This window comes from Hydrogenophaga laconesensis (assembly GCF_031457235.1).
GTDB lineage: Bacteria > Pseudomonadota > Gammaproteobacteria > Burkholderiales > Burkholderiaceae_C > Hydrogenophaga > Hydrogenophaga laconesensis.
Genome location: NZ_JAVDWE010000004.1, coordinates 66547 through 83385, shown reverse-complemented (window position 1 = coordinate 83385; position 16839 = coordinate 66547). Strand labels below are relative to the sequence as shown.

At 67.1% G+C, this 16839-nt stretch carries 16 protein-coding genes; 15 read left to right on the top strand and 1 reads right to left on the bottom strand.

Annotated elements, in window-relative coordinates:
- Window positions 1-114 precede the first annotated feature (114 nt).
- From J2X09_RS08955 to J2X09_RS08885, 15 genes are all read left to right on the top strand, one after another.
- Entirely contained in the window at window positions 115-903 is a 789-nt protein-coding gene (locus J2X09_RS08955; RefSeq protein WP_204733222.1) for a crotonase/enoyl-CoA hydratase family protein, read from the top strand.
- Between the two features lie 136 nt (window positions 904-1039).
- Window positions 1040-2908: a feruloyl-CoA synthase gene (locus J2X09_RS08950; protein WP_204733223.1), complete on the top strand. Its 1869-nt coding sequence runs from the start codon at window positions 1040-1042 to the stop codon at window positions 2906-2908.
- A 12-nt stretch (window positions 2909-2920) separates the two neighbouring features.
- Window positions 2921-4168, top strand: a complete 1248-nt coding sequence (locus J2X09_RS08945) for a thiolase family protein (RefSeq protein ID WP_204733224.1) — start codon at window positions 2921-2923, stop codon at window positions 4166-4168.
- A 17-nt stretch (window positions 4169-4185) separates the two neighbouring features.
- A complete protein-coding gene (locus tag J2X09_RS08940) occupies window positions 4186-4950 on the top strand; it encodes an SDR family NAD(P)-dependent oxidoreductase (protein ID WP_204733225.1) in 765 nt (254 codons plus the stop codon).
- Between the two features lie 5 nt (window positions 4951-4955).
- Window positions 4956-5375, top strand: coding sequence for an acyl-CoA thioesterase (locus tag J2X09_RS08935; protein WP_204733226.1), 420 nt, complete (start codon window positions 4956-4958; stop codon window positions 5373-5375).
- Window positions 5376-5428: 53 nt separating this feature from the next.
- Window positions 5429-6562, top strand: coding sequence for an ABC transporter substrate-binding protein (locus J2X09_RS08930; protein ID WP_204733227.1), 1134 nt, complete (start codon window positions 5429-5431; stop codon window positions 6560-6562).
- A 142-nt stretch (window positions 6563-6704) separates the two neighbouring features.
- Window positions 6705-7745: a branched-chain amino acid ABC transporter permease gene (locus J2X09_RS08925; RefSeq protein ID WP_204733228.1), complete on the top strand. Its 1041-nt coding sequence runs from the start codon at window positions 6705-6707 to the stop codon at window positions 7743-7745.
- 119 nt (window positions 7746-7864) lie between these two features.
- Window positions 7865-9634, top strand: coding sequence for a branched-chain amino acid ABC transporter ATP-binding protein/permease (locus J2X09_RS08920; protein WP_204733229.1), 1770 nt, complete (start codon window positions 7865-7867; stop codon window positions 9632-9634).
- Window position 9635: 1 nt separating this feature from the next.
- The gene (locus J2X09_RS08915) at window positions 9636-10385 is read left to right on the top strand and encodes an ABC transporter ATP-binding protein (RefSeq protein WP_204733230.1); all 750 of its coding nucleotides are present in this window, start codon (window positions 9636-9638) and stop codon (window positions 10383-10385) included.
- Window positions 10382-12073, top strand: coding sequence for an acyl-CoA dehydrogenase family protein (locus J2X09_RS08910; RefSeq protein ID WP_204733231.1), 1692 nt, complete (start codon window positions 10382-10384; stop codon window positions 12071-12073). The genes J2X09_RS08915 and J2X09_RS08910 overlap by 4 nt, the downstream gene beginning before the upstream one ends.
- A 92-nt stretch (window positions 12074-12165) precedes the next feature.
- Entirely contained in the window at window positions 12166-12663 is a 498-nt protein-coding gene (locus tag J2X09_RS08905; protein ID WP_374726494.1) for a MarR family winged helix-turn-helix transcriptional regulator, read from the top strand.
- A 116-nt stretch (window positions 12664-12779) separates the two neighbouring features.
- Window positions 12780-13133 carry a winged helix-turn-helix transcriptional regulator gene (locus J2X09_RS08900; protein WP_204733233.1) on the top strand — a complete coding sequence of 118 codons (354 nt, stop codon included), beginning with the start codon at window positions 12780-12782 and terminating at the stop codon, window positions 13131-13133.
- A 244-nt stretch (window positions 13134-13377) separates the two neighbouring features.
- Entirely contained in the window at window positions 13378-14616 is a 1239-nt protein-coding gene (locus tag J2X09_RS08895; protein ID WP_204733234.1) for an aromatic ring-hydroxylating oxygenase subunit alpha, read from the top strand.
- Entirely contained in the window at window positions 14613-15131 is a 519-nt protein-coding gene (locus J2X09_RS08890) for an aromatic-ring-hydroxylating dioxygenase subunit beta (RefSeq protein WP_204733235.1), read from the top strand. Before J2X09_RS08895 ends, J2X09_RS08890 begins: the two co-directional genes overlap by 4 nt.
- A complete protein-coding gene (locus J2X09_RS08885) occupies window positions 15128-16129 on the top strand; it encodes a Bug family tripartite tricarboxylate transporter substrate binding protein (RefSeq protein WP_204733236.1) in 1002 nt (333 codons plus the stop codon). Before J2X09_RS08890 ends, J2X09_RS08885 begins: the two co-directional genes overlap by 4 nt.
- On the opposite strand, the gene J2X09_RS08880 is transcribed toward J2X09_RS08885, so the two are convergent.
- Window positions 16130-16792 carry a GntR family transcriptional regulator gene (locus tag J2X09_RS08880; protein WP_204733237.1) on the bottom strand — a complete coding sequence of 221 codons (663 nt, stop codon included), beginning with the start codon at window positions 16790-16792 and terminating at the stop codon, window positions 16130-16132. It lies immediately after the preceding gene.
- Between the last annotated feature and the right edge of the window lie 47 nt (window positions 16793-16839).

Below are 16839 nucleotides of genomic sequence, written 5' to 3'. Positions count from 1 at the left end.
CGGGGGTCGATTTCGGGCTGGCAATCTTGTTTTGGTTATTGTTTATAACAATAATGCAGCCTCACTTCAAGCACGCAAACCCGGCGCTCCGGGGGACGAGACACCGAGACTTTCATGCCCATCCATTCCACCGACATCAGCCTGAGCCTGCAGGGCGCCTCGTCCGAGATCGCCGTGATCACGCTGAACCGGCCCGCCAAGCGCAACGCGCTGAACGACGGCCTCATCCTTGCCCTGCGCGACATTTTCCAGGGCATGCCGCAGAGCGTGCGCGCGGCCGTGATCCACGGCTCGGGCGACCATTTCTGCGCCGGCCTCGACCTCTCCGAACTGCAGGAACGCGACGCCGGCCAGGGCGTGCACCACTCGCGCATGTGGCACTCGGCGCTGGAGTGCGTGCAGCACGGCCCGGTGCCGGTGGTCGCGGCGCTGCACGGTGCGGTGGTCGGTGGCGGGCTCGAGCTGGCCAGCGCCTGCCACATCCGCGTGGCCGACAGCACGTCCTTCTTCGCGCTGCCCGAAGGTTCGCGTGGCATCTTCGTGGGCGGTGGCGGCTCGGTCCGCATCCCGCGCCTGATCGGCGCCGCGCGCATGGCCGACATGATGTTCACCGGCCGCGTCTACAAGGCCGAAGACGGCGAACGCATCGGTCTGGCGCAGTACCTGGTGCCCGAAGGCACCGCGCTGGACAAAGCGCTGGAGCTCGCCACGCGCATCGCCGGCAATGCGCCCCTCACCAACTACGCGCTGATGCACGCCCTGCCGCGCATCGCCGAACAACCGGCCGACCAGGGCTTCTTCACCGAAGCGCTGATGGCCGCCATCGTGCAGAACGCCCCTGAAGCCAAGGAGCGTGTGCGCGCCTTCCTGGAAGGGCGCGCGAACAAAGTCAGCAAGGATTGACCCCCCCGCGCCGCCTTCGGCGTCACCCCCCCAGGGGGCGATGCCAGCGGCCCGGCAAAGCCGGTTCCGCGGCATCCCTGGAGAAAGACACGCGGCTCGCAGGATTGATTGACAACGAATACCACCCGAGAGAGACATGAGCCAGAACCCCACCACGGCCGCGCGTTACCGGCCCCTGAAGTTCGGCGTCACCCGCGCCACGCTGCGCGACGGTGACACCGGCGTGCACTACCTGAGCGCGCAGCAGGAGTTGTCCGCCTTCCCCACGCGCATCACCGACCGGCTGGTGCACTGGGCGAAGACGCGTCCTGAACAGACGCTGTTCGCGCGCCGCACGAAGAATGCCGACGGCACCACCGGCGACTGGCGGCATGTCAGCTTCGCGCAGGCGCTGGAAGCGGCGCGCCGCATCGGCCAGGGCCTGTTGAACCGGGGTCTGTCGGCCGAACGCCCGGTGCTGATCCTGAGTGAGAACGACCTGGAACATGCGCTGCTCGCCCTGGGCTGCGTGTACGCCGGCATCGCCTACTGCCCCACGTCACCCGCCTATTCGCTGGTGAGCCAGGACTTCGACAAGCTGCACCACGTGGTGAAGACGCTCACGCCTGGCCTGGTGTTCGCGGCCGACGCGCACCGCTACAGCCGCGCCATGCTGGCCACGGTGGCACCCGACGTGGAATTGATGACGACCGAAGGCACCGTGCCCGGCCGTGCCACCACGTCGTTCGCCTCGCTGCTGGCCACCGAGCCCACGCCCGAGGTGGATGCCGCCATGGCAGCGACCGGCCCGGACACGATCACCAAGTTCCTCTTCACCTCGGGCTCGACCAAGATGCCCAAGGCCGTGATCAACACGCAGCGCATGTGGTGCGCCAACCAGCAGCAGATGGCCGAGTCCATGCCCGTCCTCGCGGAAGGCCCGCTGGTGCTCGTGGACTGGCTGCCCTGGAACCACACCTTCGGTGGCAACCACAATTTCGGCATGGTGATCTACCACGGTGGCACGCTGTACATCGACGACGGCAAGCCCACGCCCGCGCTGATGGCCGAGACGCTGCGCAACCTGCGCGAGATCGCACCCACGGTGTACTTCAACGTGCCCACGGGGTTCGAGGCCATCGCCAACGCGATGAAGACCGACGAAGCCTTGCGCAAGACCCTGCTCTCGCGTGTGCAGATGTTCTTCTACGCCGGCGCCGCGCTTGCCCAGCCCGTGTGGGACGCCCTGCATGCCGTGCAGGAACAGCAGATCGGCGAACGCATCGTGATGGGCACTGGCCTGGGCATGACCGAGTCCGGGCCCTTCGGCATCTTCGTCACGAGCCCGAACGTGAAAGCAGGTGACCTGGGCCTGCCCACGCCAGGACTGGTGCTCAAACTGGTTGACACCGACGGCAAGACGGAGGTGCGCTACAAGGGACCGAACATCACGCCCGGCTACTGGCGCATGCCGGCCGAAACCGCCGACTCGTTCGACGAGGAAGGTTTCTTCAAGACCGGCGACGCGGTGAAGTGGATCGACGAGACCGACGTGCACCAGGGCCTGAAGTTCGACGGCCGCATCGCGGAAGACTTCAAGCTCGCCACCGGCACCTTTGTGAGCGTGGGCCCGATGCGAGCGAAGATCATCGCGGCCGGTGCGCCCTACATCCAGGACGTGGTGCTCACCGGCCTGAACATGAAGGAAGTCGGCGCCATGGTGTTCCCCACCGGCGCGGTGCGTGCGCTCAGCGGCCTGCCGGCCGAGGCGTCGCTGCACGACGTGCTCAACAGCGAACCGGTGCTGGCGCATTTCCAGCGCGTGGTGAACGACCTGGCGAAAACGTCCACCGGCAGCGCCAGCCGCATCGCGCGCCTGTGCCTGCTGGCCGACGCGCCCACCATCGACCGGGGCGAGATCACCGACAAGGGATCGATCAACCAGCGCGCGGTGCTGGCGCACCGGGCCGAAACCGTGGCGCGCCTGCACGACGACACGCTGCACGCGATCATCAAACCCCAGTAAAGACGAGACGACATGGCTTCCCGAGGCTTCTTCAACGCGTTCGACGACGTCTGGCTGCTCGACGGCGTGCGCACCCCGATGGTGGACTACTGCGGCGCGCTGGGCCACATCTCGCCGACCGACCTGGGCATCAAGGCCGCGCGCGAGGCGCTGGCCCGCGCCGGTGTGCCGGGCGAGCACATCGGCTCGGTCGTCACCGGCAACATGGCGCCGGGTGATTTCGACCAGTTCTTCCTGCCCCGCCACATCGGCCTGTACGCCGGTGTGCCGGTGGAGGTGCCGGCGATCATGGCGCAGCGCATCTGCGGCACCGGCTTCGAGCTGTTCCGCCAGGCGGGCGAACACATCCAGGGCGGCGCCTGCGACGCCGCGCTGGTGGTGGGCACCGAGAGCATGACGCGCAACCCCATCGCCGCCTTCGACCACCGCACCGGCTTCAAGCTGGGCGCGCCAGTGGGCTTCAAGGACTACATGTGGGAGGCACTGAAGGACCCGGCGGCCGGCATCAACATGATCCAGACCGCCGAGAACCTGGCCAAGAAGTACAGCATCGCGCGCGAAGACGTGGACGCCTTTGCCTCCGCCTCGTTCGCGAAGGCGGTGGCCGCGCAGGAAAGCGGGTTTCTCGCCGGCGAGATCGTGCCGGTGGTCACCGAGAAATTCGAGCTCGCGGGTTACAAGACGCGCGGCATCAAGCTGCAGGGCAAGGTGACCGAAGTCGCCACCGACACCCACCCGCGCCTGTCGCCGGTGGACGTGCTCGCCAAGCTCAAGCCCGTGTTCGAAGGTGGCGTGCAGACCGGCGGCAACAGCTCCGCGCTGGTGGATGCGGCGGCGGCCTGCGTGGTCGCGTCTGGCGCGTACGCCAAGGCCAACGGCAAGAAGCCGCTGGCGCGCGTGGTCGCGGCCGCTGCCGTCGGCGTGCCACCCGAAATCATGGGCATCGGCCCGGCACCGGCGATCCGCCTGCTGCTGGAGCGCACCGGCCTGAAACTGTCGGATATCGCACGCTTCGAAGTGAACGAAGCGCAAGGCGCACAAACCCTGGCCGTGGCGCGTGAACTCGGCATGGACCTGGAGCGTCTGAACGTCAACGGCGGCGCCATCGCACTGGGCCACCCACTGGCGGCCACCGGCGTGCGCCTGACGCTCACGCTGGCGCGTGAACTGCAGCGCAGCGGCCAGCGCTACGGCATCTCCAGCGCCTGCGTGGGGGGTGGCCAGGGCATGGCCTTGCTGATCGAAAACCAGAACCCCTGAAACGGAGACAACAGACCATGAACATCCAAGGACAAGCAGCCCTCGTCACCGGTGGTGGCTCGGGCCTGGGCGAGGCCGCCGCGCGCGAACTCGCGCGGCTGGGCGCCAAGGTCGCCGTGCTCGACGTGAACCTGGACAACGCGAAACGCGTGGCGGCCGACATCGGCGGCATCGGCATCCGTTGCGACATCACCGACACCGAGAGCCTGCAGGCCGCGCTCGACCAGGCCGCTGCCGCGCACGGTCCGGCGCGCATCCTGATGAACATCGCTGGCATCGGCACCGCCAAGCGCGTGGTCGGCAAGGACGGCAGCGCCGCGCCGCTGGACGACTTCGCCCGCGTGATCAACGTGAACCTGATCGGCACCTACAACGCCAGCCGGCTGTTCGCCGCCGCCTGCGCCAAGCTCGATCCACTGGAAGATGGCGAGCGCGGTGTGATGATGTTCACCGCCAGCGTGGCCGCGTTCGACGGCCAGGTCGGCCAGCAGGCCTACAGCGCGTCCAAGGGCGGGCTCGTGGGCATGACGTTGCCGATGGCCCGAGATCTGGCGCAGCACGGCATCCGCGTCTGCACCGTGGCGCCCGGCCTGTTCGCCACGCCGCTGATGAAGCAGTTGCCCGAGCCCGTGCAGACTTCGCTGGCCGCGAGCATTCCTTTTCCCCCGCGCCTGGGCAAGCCGGAAGAGTTCGCCCAGCTCGCCGCGCACATCGTCACCAACACGCACCTCAATGGCGAAGTGATCCGCCTCGATGGCGCACTCCGCATGGCCCCGCGATAACCCCTATGACCAAGACCGTTGTTTACGAAGTGGAAGTGATGTTCGGTGACTGCGATCCCGCGGGCATCGTGTTCTTTCCGAATTTCTCGAAGTGGATGGACGCGTCCTCGCTGAACTTCTTCAAGCAGTGCGGTGTGCCGCCCTGGCGTGAGACGAAGAAGACGCGCGGCATCGTGGGAACCCCGCTGCTGGAGATCCACACGAAATTCATGCGCCCTGCCACCTACGGCGAACGCCTGCAGATCCACACCAGCGTGACCGAATGGCGCGAGAAGGTGTTCATCCACCGGCATGTGGTGAAGCGCGGCGACGACGTGCTGTGCGAAGGCACGGAAACGCGCGCCTTCGTGATCCACCCGCCCGAGGCCCCCGATCGCATCAAGGCGATTCCCGTGCCCGAAGACATCAAGGCCCTCTGTTCCTGAACCCGCGTTTTCCCCGCCCTTTCCCTTTTTCACCACCCCAGAAGGAGACTCGAATGAAAGCTGTCAAAACCCTCGTCGCCGTCGCCGTCACGGCCCTGGCCAGCACCGCGGCGCTGGCCGACATCAACGTCGGCGTGATCCTCTCGCTCACGGGCCCGGGCTCCGGCCTCGGCATTCCGATGCAGAACCAGTTCAAGCTGTTCCCGCAGACCATCGGCGGTGAGAAGGTCAACCTGATCATCCTGGACGACGCAAGCGATCCGGGCAAGGGCGCGGCCAACGCGCGCCGCCTGGTGACCGACGACAAGGTCGACGTCATCATCGGCTCCACCCTCACCCCGGTGGCCGCGGCCATCGCCCCGGTGGCGGCCGAAGCCAAGACCGTGCAGCTGGCCGCTTCACCGGTGGGCGTGCCACCCGGTGCCGACCAGTGGCTGTTCCGCCTGCCGCAGGGCAACGATGTGATGGGCTACGCCGTGGTCGAGCACATGAAGAAGCAGGGCATCAAGACCATCGGCTTCCTCGGCTACACCGACGCCTACGGCGAGCTGTGGCTCAAGGCCATGACGCCGCTGGCCGAGAAGGCCGGCATGAAGATCGTGGCCACCGAGCGCTTCGCGCGCGCCGACACCAGCGTGACGCCACAGGCGCTCAAGCTCACCGCCGCCAACCCGGATGCCATCCTGGTGGTGGCGACCGGTTCGGGTGCCGCCATGCCGCACAAGGCCATCATCGAACGCGGCTACAAGGGCAAGATCTACCAGACGCACGCCGCGGCCACGCCCGACCTGGTGCGCATCGGTGGCAAGGACGTGGAAGGCTCCTTCGTGGTCTCTGGTCCGGCCGTGATCGCCGAACAGCTGCCTGACAACCACCCGTCCAAGAAACTGGCCATGGACTTCGTCACCAACTACGAGAAGCTGGTCGGCGCGGGCATGCGCAACCAGTTCGCGGGCCACGCCTACGACGCCGCCATCGCATTGAACAAGGCCGTGCCGATCGCTTTGAAGACCGGCAAGCCCGGCACGCAAGAGTTCCGCACCGGTCTGCGCGACGCACTCGAAACCATGGGCCGCACCGTGTTCGCGCACGGCGTGATGAACTGGACCAAGGACGACCACTGGGGCTTCACCAACGAAACCGGTGTGATGCTGAAAGTGGTCGACGGCAAGTTCAAAGTCGAGTAACTCCCCCCTGCGCCGCTGACGCGGCATCCCCCCTCTGTGGCGCGCCTTCGGCGCTTCGAGGGGGGACGACACCTGGGGCCGGCGGAGCCGGACCCTCGGTGTCCCTGTTCGAGAGTGTCTCTTTCCTGCGCTGAGGCTTTTTATGGATTTCTCAATCGCCAGCATCCTGGCGTTGGATGGTCTGACCAACGGTGCGGTGTACGCGCTGCTGGGGCTGGCCATCGTCCTGGTGTTCACCGTCACCCGGATCATCTTCATTCCCCAGGGTGAGTTCGTCGCGTACGGCGCGCTCACGCTGGCCATTTTCCAGACCGGCAAGGTGCCCGGCACCGTCTGGCTGCTGTTGCTGCTGGCAGGTGTGGCCGCGCTCATGGAGCTGTCCGGTCGCTGGCAGCATCAGCGCAATGCGCTGGTCGCCTTCAAGGCAGCGGGCCGCACGCTGGCCCTGCCGGTGGTGGTCTCCCTCATCGCCATCTGGGCCGCGCCGCAGCAGTTTCCGCTGTGGGTGCAGGCGGTGCTCAGCGTGGCGATCGTCACGGTGTACGGTCCGCTGGTCTACCGCGTGGCCTACCAGTCGCTGGAAAGCTCCACGCCGCTGGTGCTGCTGATCGTGTCGGTCGGCGTGCACTTCGCCATGACCGGTCTGGGCCTGCTGTTTTTCGGTGCGGAAGGCTTCCGCAATCCCTCCTTCTGGGACACGCGCTTCAGCGTCGGCCCCGTCATGCTGTCGGGCCAGGCCATCATCACCTTCGCCGCCGTGGTGGCGCTCATCGTCATGCTCTGGCTGTACTTCGAGCGCTCGCTGCGCGGCAAGGCCTTGCGCGCCATCGCCGTGAACCGCACCGGCGCGCGCCTCATGGGCATCTCTTCGCAGGCCTCGGGCCAGCTCACCATGACCATGGCCGCCTTCATCGGCGCACTCTCGGGCCTGCTGATCGGCCCGACCACCACGGTGTTCTACGACTCCGGCTTCCTGATCGGCCTCAAGGGCTTCGTGGCCGCCGTGGCCGCCGGCCTGTCCAGCTACCCGGGCGCGCTGGCCGCGGCGCTGGGGGTCGGCGTGATCGAGGCCTTCGGCTCGTTCTGGGCCAGCGCCTTCAAGGAAGTGATCGTGTTCACCCTGATCCTCCCCGTCCTGCTGTTCCGCTCGCTGCGTAGCAAGCACTCCGACGAGGACCACTAGATGAAGCTCCCCCCGAAGCGCCTGCGGCGCCTCCCCCCACGGGGCAACACCTGCGGCCTGGCAAAGCCAGTTCCGCGGTGTTCTGGAATGGCGTTGTTTCACACGGGTAGATAACCGATATGCCAAAAACTCAAAACATAGGCCTGCTGATCCTGGCCGCCGCGATCCCGCTGCTGGTGATCGCACCCCTGCCCGATTTCTGGATCACCCAGCTCAACTACATCGGCATCTACAGCATGACGGTGCTGGGCCTGATCCTGCTCACCGGCGTGGGCGGCCTCACCTCCTTCGGCCAGGCCGCCTTCGTCGGCATCGGTGCCTACACCACGGCCTGGCTCACGCTCAACACCGGCATGTCGCCCTGGATCACGCTGTTCATCGGCATGGCGCTGACGGCGGGCAGTGCGCTCATCGTGGGCCTGATCACGCTGCGCATGTCCGGCCACTACCTGCCGCTGGCCACCATCGCCTGGGGCCTGTCGCTCTACTACACCATGGGCAACCTCGATGCCCTGGGCAAGTACGACGGCCTGCTCGGCATCAAGAGCCTGACCATCGCTGGGTACGACATCGGCCAGGGCCGCGCCTTCTTCGTGCTGACCTGGGTCATCCTGCTGGCCTTCGTTGCCGCGCTGCTGTACCTGCTCGATTCGCGCGCAGGCCGCGCCATGCGCTCGCTCAAGAGCGGCTCCCAGATGGCCGAGGCGATGGGCATCAACACCTTCCGCTACAAGGTGACGATGTTCGTGCTGGCCGCGCTGTTCGCGTCCGTCGCGGGCTGGTTGCTGGCGCACTTCCAGCGCACGGTGAACCCCTCGGCCTTCGGTCTGAAGATGGGCATCGAGTACCTGTTCATGGCGGTCATTGGTGGAGTCGGCTATGTGTGGGGCGCCATCGTCGGCGCCGGCCTGATCCGCGTGCTGGAAGACCAGCTGCAGGTGCTGCTGCCCAAGCTCATCGGCACCAGCGGCAGCTACGAGGTGATCGTCTTCGGCATCGCGCTCGTCGTGGTGCTCAAGTACCTGCCCGACGGCCTGTGGTCCATCGTCGGCAGAAACAGGAAACCCAGGCCGCGCACGGTGGACTGGCAGAACGCCCCCGCCCTGCCCGAGCGCACCAAGCCCGCCACCGGCGAGCTCGTGCTCGATGTGAAGAAGGCACGCATGCAGTTCGGCGGCCTGGTGGCGGTGAACGACATCAGTTTTCAGATCCATGCCGGCCAGATCGTCGGCCTGATCGGTCCCAACGGCGCCGGCAAGTCCACCACCTTCAACCTCATCACCGGCGTGCTGCCGGCCACTGCGGGCGAGGTGCAGTTCCAGGGTGGCAACGTCATTGGCAAACCCTCGCGCGCGATCGCGCAGCTGGGCATGGCACGCACCTTCCAGCACGTGAAGATGATCCCCGACATGACCGTGCTGGAGAACGTGGCACTGGGTGCCCACACGCGTGGCCACAAGGGTGTGCTGCCCGCCATGCTGCGCGCCAACCGCGCCGAGGAACGCCAGCTGTTCCGCGAGGCACAGCGCCAGCTGGAGCGCATCGGCATGGGCGAGTACCTGCACGAACAGGCCGGCAACCTGGCCATGGGCCCGCAGCGCCTGATGGAGATCGCGCGCGCCCTCTGCGCCGACCCGACGCTGCTGCTGCTCGACGAACCCGCCGCCGGTCTGCGCCACAAGGAGAAGCAGGCCCTGGCCGGCGTGCTGCGCCAGCTCAAGGCCGAAGGCATGAGCATCCTGCTGGTGGAACACGACATGGACCTGGTGATGCAGATCTGCGACCACCTCGTGGTGATGGAATTCGGCACCCTGCTCACGCAAGGCCCGCCGGAACAGGTGCAGCAGGACCCCAAGGTGCGCGCGGCTTACCTCGGCACGGAGCATTGACATGAGCACAACACCCATTCTTCAAGTCAAGGGCCTGCGCGCCGGCTACGGCCGCGCCGAGGTGCTGCACGGCATCGATCTGCAGGCCCAGCGCGGTGGCGTGATCACCGTCATCGGACCCAACGGTGCCGGCAAGTCCACGCTGCTCAACACCCTCATGGGCATCCTGCCCGGCCAGGGTGTGGTCGAGTTCCGCGGGCAGGACATCTCCACCCTCACGCTCGAAGAACGCGTGATGAACGGCATGGCCCTGGTGCCCGAGAAGCGCGAGCTCTTCGGCACCATGCCGGTGGAAGACAACCTGCTGCTCGGCGGTTTCCGCCAGATGCGCCTGGGCAACGCCAAGTGGCGCAGCCGGCTCGATGACGTCTACAGCATCTTCCCCCGCCTGCAGGAACGCCGCGAACAGCTCGCGGGCACGCTCTCCGGCGGCGAGCGCCAGATGCTGGCCGTGGGCCGCGCACTCATGTCGGCACCCGACCTGCTCATGCTCGACGAACCCAGCCTCGGCCTGGCACCGCTGATCGTGAAGGAAATCTTCGCCATCATCGACCGCCTGCGCCAGACCGGCGTGACCATCGTGCTGGTCGAGCAGAACGCGCGCGCCGCGCTGCAGGTGGCCGACCATGGCTACGTGCTCGAGATGGGTGAACTCAGTGCCCAGGGCCCCGCCAGCGAACTCGCCAGCGACCCGCGCGTGATCGAGACCTACCTCGGCACCGCGCGCAAGACGACCGCCGTTTCCGCATGAACGCCCACCAGCCCCGGGCCGCGGAGCACGCCTTCGTGCTGTTCGACGTGCTGCGCGCGCACGAGCGCCTGGCCGAATTGCCCGCGCTGGCCGAACACGCTGATACCGGCCTGCTCACACAGGTCATCGAGGAAGCCGGCAAGTTCGTCGGCGAGGTGATCGCCCCGCTCAACCGCGAGGGCGATGAGGTCGGCGCGCAATGGTGGGATGGCGCGGTCACCATGCCGCCGGGCTTCCGCGATGCCTACCAGGCCTTCTGGCAGGCCGGCTGGCCTTCGCTGGCGAGTGCGCCAGAAGACGGCGGCCAGGGCCTGCCCACCGTGGTGGAAGCGGTGCTGCACGAGATGCTCAACGCCGCCAACCACGGCTGGACCATGGCGCCCGGCCTGCTGCACGGCGCCTACGAATGCCTGCGGCACCACGCGAGCGACGACCTCAAGGCGCGCTATCTCGAGAAGCTCGCATCGGGCGAGTGGCTGGCCACCATGTGCCTCACCGAACCCCACGCCGGCAGCGACCTGGGCCTGGTGCGCACCCGCGCCACACCGTTGCCCGACGGCCGTTTTGCGCTGAGCGGCACCAAGATCTTCATCTCCGGCGGCGAACACGACCTGAGCGACAACATCGTGCACCTCGTGCTCGCGCGCCTGCCCGATGCACCGCCCGGCCCCAGGGGCCTGTCGCTCTTTCTCGTGCCCAAGTTCCACGAGGACGGCAGCCGCAGCGCCGTGCACTGCGAACGCATCGAGGAGAAGATGGGCCTGCACGGCAGCCCCACCTGCGTGATGCGCTTCGACGAGGCACAGGCCTCCATCGTCGGCGAACCCGGCAAGGGCCTCAACGCCATGTTCGTGATGATGAACGCGGCGCGCCTGCTCGTGGGCCTGCAAGGCGTCGGCCTGCTCGATGCCGCCTGGCAAAAGGCCAATGCCTACGCGCAGGAGCGCCGCCAGATGCGCGCCCCCGGCACCGCGAGCAAGGCGGGCGAGGCCGATCTGATCGTGCTGCACCCGGCGATGCAGCGCATCCTGAACACGCAGCGCGCCTGGATCGATGCCGGGCGCGTCATCGCCTACCGCACCGCGCTCGAACTCGACGTGCAGAAGCACCACCCCGATGCCACGCAGCGCGAGGCCGCCGCGCGCTGGTGCAGCCTGGTCACGCCGGTGCTCAAGTCCGCGTGGACCGAACAGGCCTTCGCCGGCGGCAGCGCCTGCCTGCAGGTGTTCGGCGGGCACGGCTACGTGCGCGAGTGGGGCATCGAACAACACGTGCGTGACGCGCGCGTGGCGATGATCTACGAGGGCACGAACGAGATCCAGGCGATCGACCTGCTGGTGCGCAAGACCCTGACGGACGGCGCCGCCGGACTGCTGGCCCTGCTGGCCGACCTCGCCACCGATCTCGGTACCCAGCCCGAAGCCCAGGGCACCCGCGATGCCCTGGCGCGCTTCGGTGACTTCATCCGCAACCGCGTGGTGCCGCTGGCTGGCACCACCCCCGACCGCCCCTTCTGGCTGGCCGACGACTTCCTGCGCGCCACCGCCCTGCTGCTCATGGCCTGGGCCTGGGAGCGCCTCGCGGCGACAGCCGGGCACGGCGCCGATGCGCGCGCGGCCTTCTGGCGCTGGGTCTGGCCCGAGTTCGAGATGCGCCTGACGATGATGGACGCCTCCCTCACCGGCTAAGCTCCGCGTCCACCACCATGCCAGCCCCGTCTTCCAACTCCACCGCCAACGCCTTGCGCCGGGTGTACCGCCCGCGCAAGCCGCCGTCCACCATGCCGGTCTCGCCCAGCAACGCGGCCGACAGCGCTCCCGAGATCGACACCAGCTACCTCGAGACCCTGCTCGGCTACAACGCGCGCCGCACCGCGCTCGCGGTGATCGCCGTGTTCCTGCGCCGCATGGAGCCGCATGGCATGCGCCCCGTGGACTTCTCGGTGCTCTCGGTGGTGGCGCACAACCCCGGTGTCACCTCCCGCCAGATCTGTTCCACGCTGGACATCCTGCCACCCAACCTCGTGGGCATGGTCAAGAGTCTTCAGAAACGCGGCCTGATCCTGCGCAAGCCGCACCCCACCGACCGCCGTGCGCAGGGACTGCACCTCTCGGCCGCCGGACAGCGGCTCTACCGCGAAGCCCAGGCGACGGCCACCTCGCTGGAGCTCGACGTGGCCGACCGCCTGTCGGCCGAGGAACTGCAGACCCTCATCGGTCTGCTGCGCAAGGTGTACCGGCGCGATGCGCCGGTGGCGAGCGAACCGCAATCCGGGTAAATCCGGAGCCTTGGCCTTTGCGCCACACTGCCATACCGCACAGCTAGCAAACTGGTAGCGAACGGTTTTCCTGCTTATAGTGCGAGAGCCGAGAGGGCCGCCCCAGGAGACCGAGCATGAGTGCCAAGGACAACGCCGCCGTGATCCAGCTCTTCGATCTGTTGGAATCGCGCTATGCGCTGCGCGTGATCTGGGCCCTGAGCGACGGCCATCCGCAGACCTTCCGGCTGCTGCAGGACAGTGTGGGCGGGGTCACGCCCAACACGCTCAACACGCGCATCAAGGAGTTGCGCGCCGCCCATCTGCTGGACCATTCCGGCAAGGGCTACAAACTCACGCCGCACGGTGCCGAGCTGGCACGCAGCCTCGGCGACCTGCGCACCTTCGCCAGCCGCTGGCACCAGCGCAATCTGCTCAACGCGCGCGACGGAGCCGCCACGCCGCGCAATGCGCTGCGCCCACCCGCCTGACACGCGCGGCCCCCACCGCGGCCTTCTGCGGGCCGCTGCCGAAAATACGATGCGACAAGATTGGGTGCAACCCATCAATGGCGTGCATGAAATACGAAATACGCACGCAATCGTACGAAGCCCACCCCGGCGTACCCCATGCCAACAGGGGTTTTGAGAGGGAAACACGGTTCACGACGCGCTGAGATCCGCGTGGCATGCATCGTGCTGAAAGGCACGCATTCATTCACCACCACGATCGCGTATGACCACGTTCACCATCGCCCCCGAGAGCATCGGAAAGCTCCGTGTCTCCGAGATTCCCTACGCCTTGCATTCGGCCCCCGAGAGCGAGGCCATGGAACAGGCCAGCATCTTCGAAGGCCCCACCTGGGTCTACGTCGGCATCGACCTGGAGATATCCACCCCTGGCACCTTCAAGACCACGTGGATCGGCAGCACGCCCGTCATCGTCCTGCGCGACGAGCATGGCGACATCCGCGTGCTCGTCAACCGCTGCGCGCACAAGGGATCCATCCTCTGCTTCTCGCAGGAGGGCCAGACCAAGTCGCTCAGCTGCCCGTACCACAACTGGGTGTATGACCTGCGCGGCAACCTCAAGCGCGTTGCGTTTGCCAAGGGCGTCAATGGCAAGGGCGGCGTGCCGGAAGACTTCGACTACGCGAAGAACGGACTGCGCAGCCTGAAGGTCGCCACCTTCTCGGGGCTGATCTTCGCGAGCTTCTCCGACAACCCGCCCGACATCCAGACCTACCTCGGCTCGCGCGTGCAGCACCACATCGCCCGCACGATCGGGCGGCCGATGAAGATCATCGGCACCTACCGGCAGCGGATGCGCAACAACTGGAAGCTGTACATGGAGAACACGCGCGACTCGTACCACGCGAGCCTGCTGCATGTGTTCTTTACCACCTTCCGCCTCAACCGGCTCGACATGGCCGGCGGAATGGCCATCAGCGAGAACCAGTGGAACAGCATCAGCTACACGGAATCGGTCGAGCAATTCAATGACGAGGCCTACAGCGGCAACCGCTCACTGCAATCGGACATCCGATTGGCCGACCCGACGCTGGTCAGGCAATTCAAGGAATTCGATGACCCGATCGTGAGCTCGATCACCTCGGTGTTTCCGAATCTGATCATGCAGCAGATCGGCAACTCACTCGCGGTGCGCCAACTCATTCCGCGCGGCGTGGACGAATGCGAACTGGTGTGGGTACTGCTGGGTGCACAGGACGACACGCCCGAACAATCCATGGCCCGCATCAAGCAGGCCAACCTGGTCGGACCGGCCGGCCTGGTGTCGCTGGAGGACGGGATCATCGGCAACTTCATCCAGCGAGGTATCCGCCACCCGGGTGAGCACAAGGCGGTCATCCGCATGGGGGGTGACGACGTGGCGAGCCTGGACTCGCGCGTGACGGAAACCGCGGTGCGCGGTTTCTGGAAGGCCTACAAGGACTGCATGGGAGCCGCAGCATGAACGCCTCGCTCACCACCGAACTGAACGCACTGGCCAAGCGGCCCACACGGCCCGCCGACCATGCCGCCATCGTCGAATTGCTGACCCTCTGCGCCGACGGCCTGGACGACCAGCGCTTCGACGAGTGGCCCGACCACTTCACCGACGACGCGAACTACCGCGTGACCACCGCCGAGAACCTGCAGAAGGGTTACCCCGTCGGCCTCATCGACTGCATCGGCAAACCCATGATGGTCGATCGGCTGTTCGGCCTGAAATCGGCCAACGTCTTCGAACCGCACGCCTACCGCCACATCCTCAGCCACCCGCTCGTTCGCCAGACGGGCGACGCCACCTGGCGCGTGAAGACCAGCTTTCTGCTGGCGCGAACGATGGCGGCCCGGGACGCGCGTCTCTTTCTCTGCGGTCACTACGACGACGTGGTGGTGCGCACGGACGAAGGCATGCGCTTCGCCTCCCGTCAGGTCGTGCTCGACGCCTCTCTCATTGACCTCCTCATCGTGATCCCCATATGAAAATCACCCACGCCTTTCTTCCGCGCATGCACCGCCGCTGCGCCATCGCCCTTCTGCTCACGGCCGGCTCGGCACTGGCGCAGGAACCCCCACGCCCTGGCAAGTACCCGGAGCGCGCCGTGCGCCTGGTCGTGCCCTTCCCCGCCGGCGGCACCAGCGACATCGTCGCCCGGCTGATCGCCGACAAGGCGAGCCTGACCACGGGCCAGCCCTGGATCGTGGACAACAAGCCCGGTGCGGGCGCGGCCATCGGCACCCTTCATGTGGTGAAGGCCCCCGCCGACGGGTACACCATCCTGCTGGGCGCGGCTGGCCCCATCGCCATGAGTCCACACATCAGCAAGGTGGGCTACGACGTGGAGAGAGACCTCGCCCCCGTGGTCAACATCGCCGCCGTGCCCAACCTGGTGGCCGTGCACCCGAGCGTGAAAGCGGCCAGCCTGTCCGAGCTGGTGGCGCTGACGCGCCAGAGCGCCACCCACTTCAACTACGCATCGGCTGGCAACGGCACCACCGCGCACTTTGCGGGTGAGTTGTTCAAGTCGCTCTCGGGCGCCGAAGCCACACACATTCCATACAAGGGCACGTCGGCAGCCATGGTGGATCTGGTGTCCGGCCAGGTGCAGTTCGCCATCGACAACCTGCCCGCCATGCTGCCCTTCGTGCAAAGCGGCCAGCTGCGCCCGCTGGCGGTCACCGGCACCGAGCGCTCAACCGCCGCGCCCGGTGTACCCACCTCAGCGGAGGCGGGCATGCCCAACCTGATTGTGAAAGGCTGGTTCGGCATCTTCGCGCCAAAGAGCACGCCGCCCCAGATCGTGAACTACCTGGCCCAGGAGATCACGCGCATCGTCAACACGCCGGAGATGCTGGCCGCGCTGCGCAAGAACGGTGCCGAGCCCGAAGTGCGCGGGCCCGAGGCGTTCGCCGCCTTCGTGCGCGAGGACAACGCGCGCTGGGCCGACGTGGCCCTCAAGGCCAAGCTGCGCACAGACTGATCAGGGCTGGCCAGCCAGGACAAGCATGCGGCGGGCCACGGCCTCCACATGCTCGCGCATGGCGGCGAAGGCCTGCGGGCCATCGCCCTGCTCCAGGGCCAGCAACACCTCGGGATGCCCGCCGCCCGTGCGGGCGGGCGAGAGCTGGCGACGGTAGTAGGTGTAGCGAAGCCGCGTAATCTGGATCATGAGTTGCTCCCGCATGGTCGTCAGCACGGGGTTGCCGGCGCCGTCCACCACGGTGCGGTGAAAGGCGTCGTTGAGCTGAAAGTACGTCCTGGGGCTCGACGACTGGTCGAGCCGTTCCATGTGGCCGTGGATCTGTCGCAGCGCGGTGAGGCAATCCGCGGGTTGGCGCAGGGCCACCTGCTCGGCGGCCCCGGCCTCCAGAAGGGCCAGGACGCGGAACGTGCCCTCCAGCTCTTTCGGGCAAGGCCGCGACACCACCGCCCCCACGTTGACCACGAGTTTGAGCAGGCCCTCGGCCTCCAGCACGCGGAAGGCGTCGCGCAACGGGGTACGCGAAATGCCGAACTGTTCGCACAACAGTGGCTCGGGCAGGCGGTCGCCTGGGCGCCAGTGTCCCTCGATGATGTCCTGGCGCAGCTTGGGCAGGATCTGGGTGCTGATCGGCGGGCGGGTGACGAAACTGATGCCGGACATGGTGACCTCGCAGCGGGAATTCGGGGGGCGACATTCCGGCATGCAAA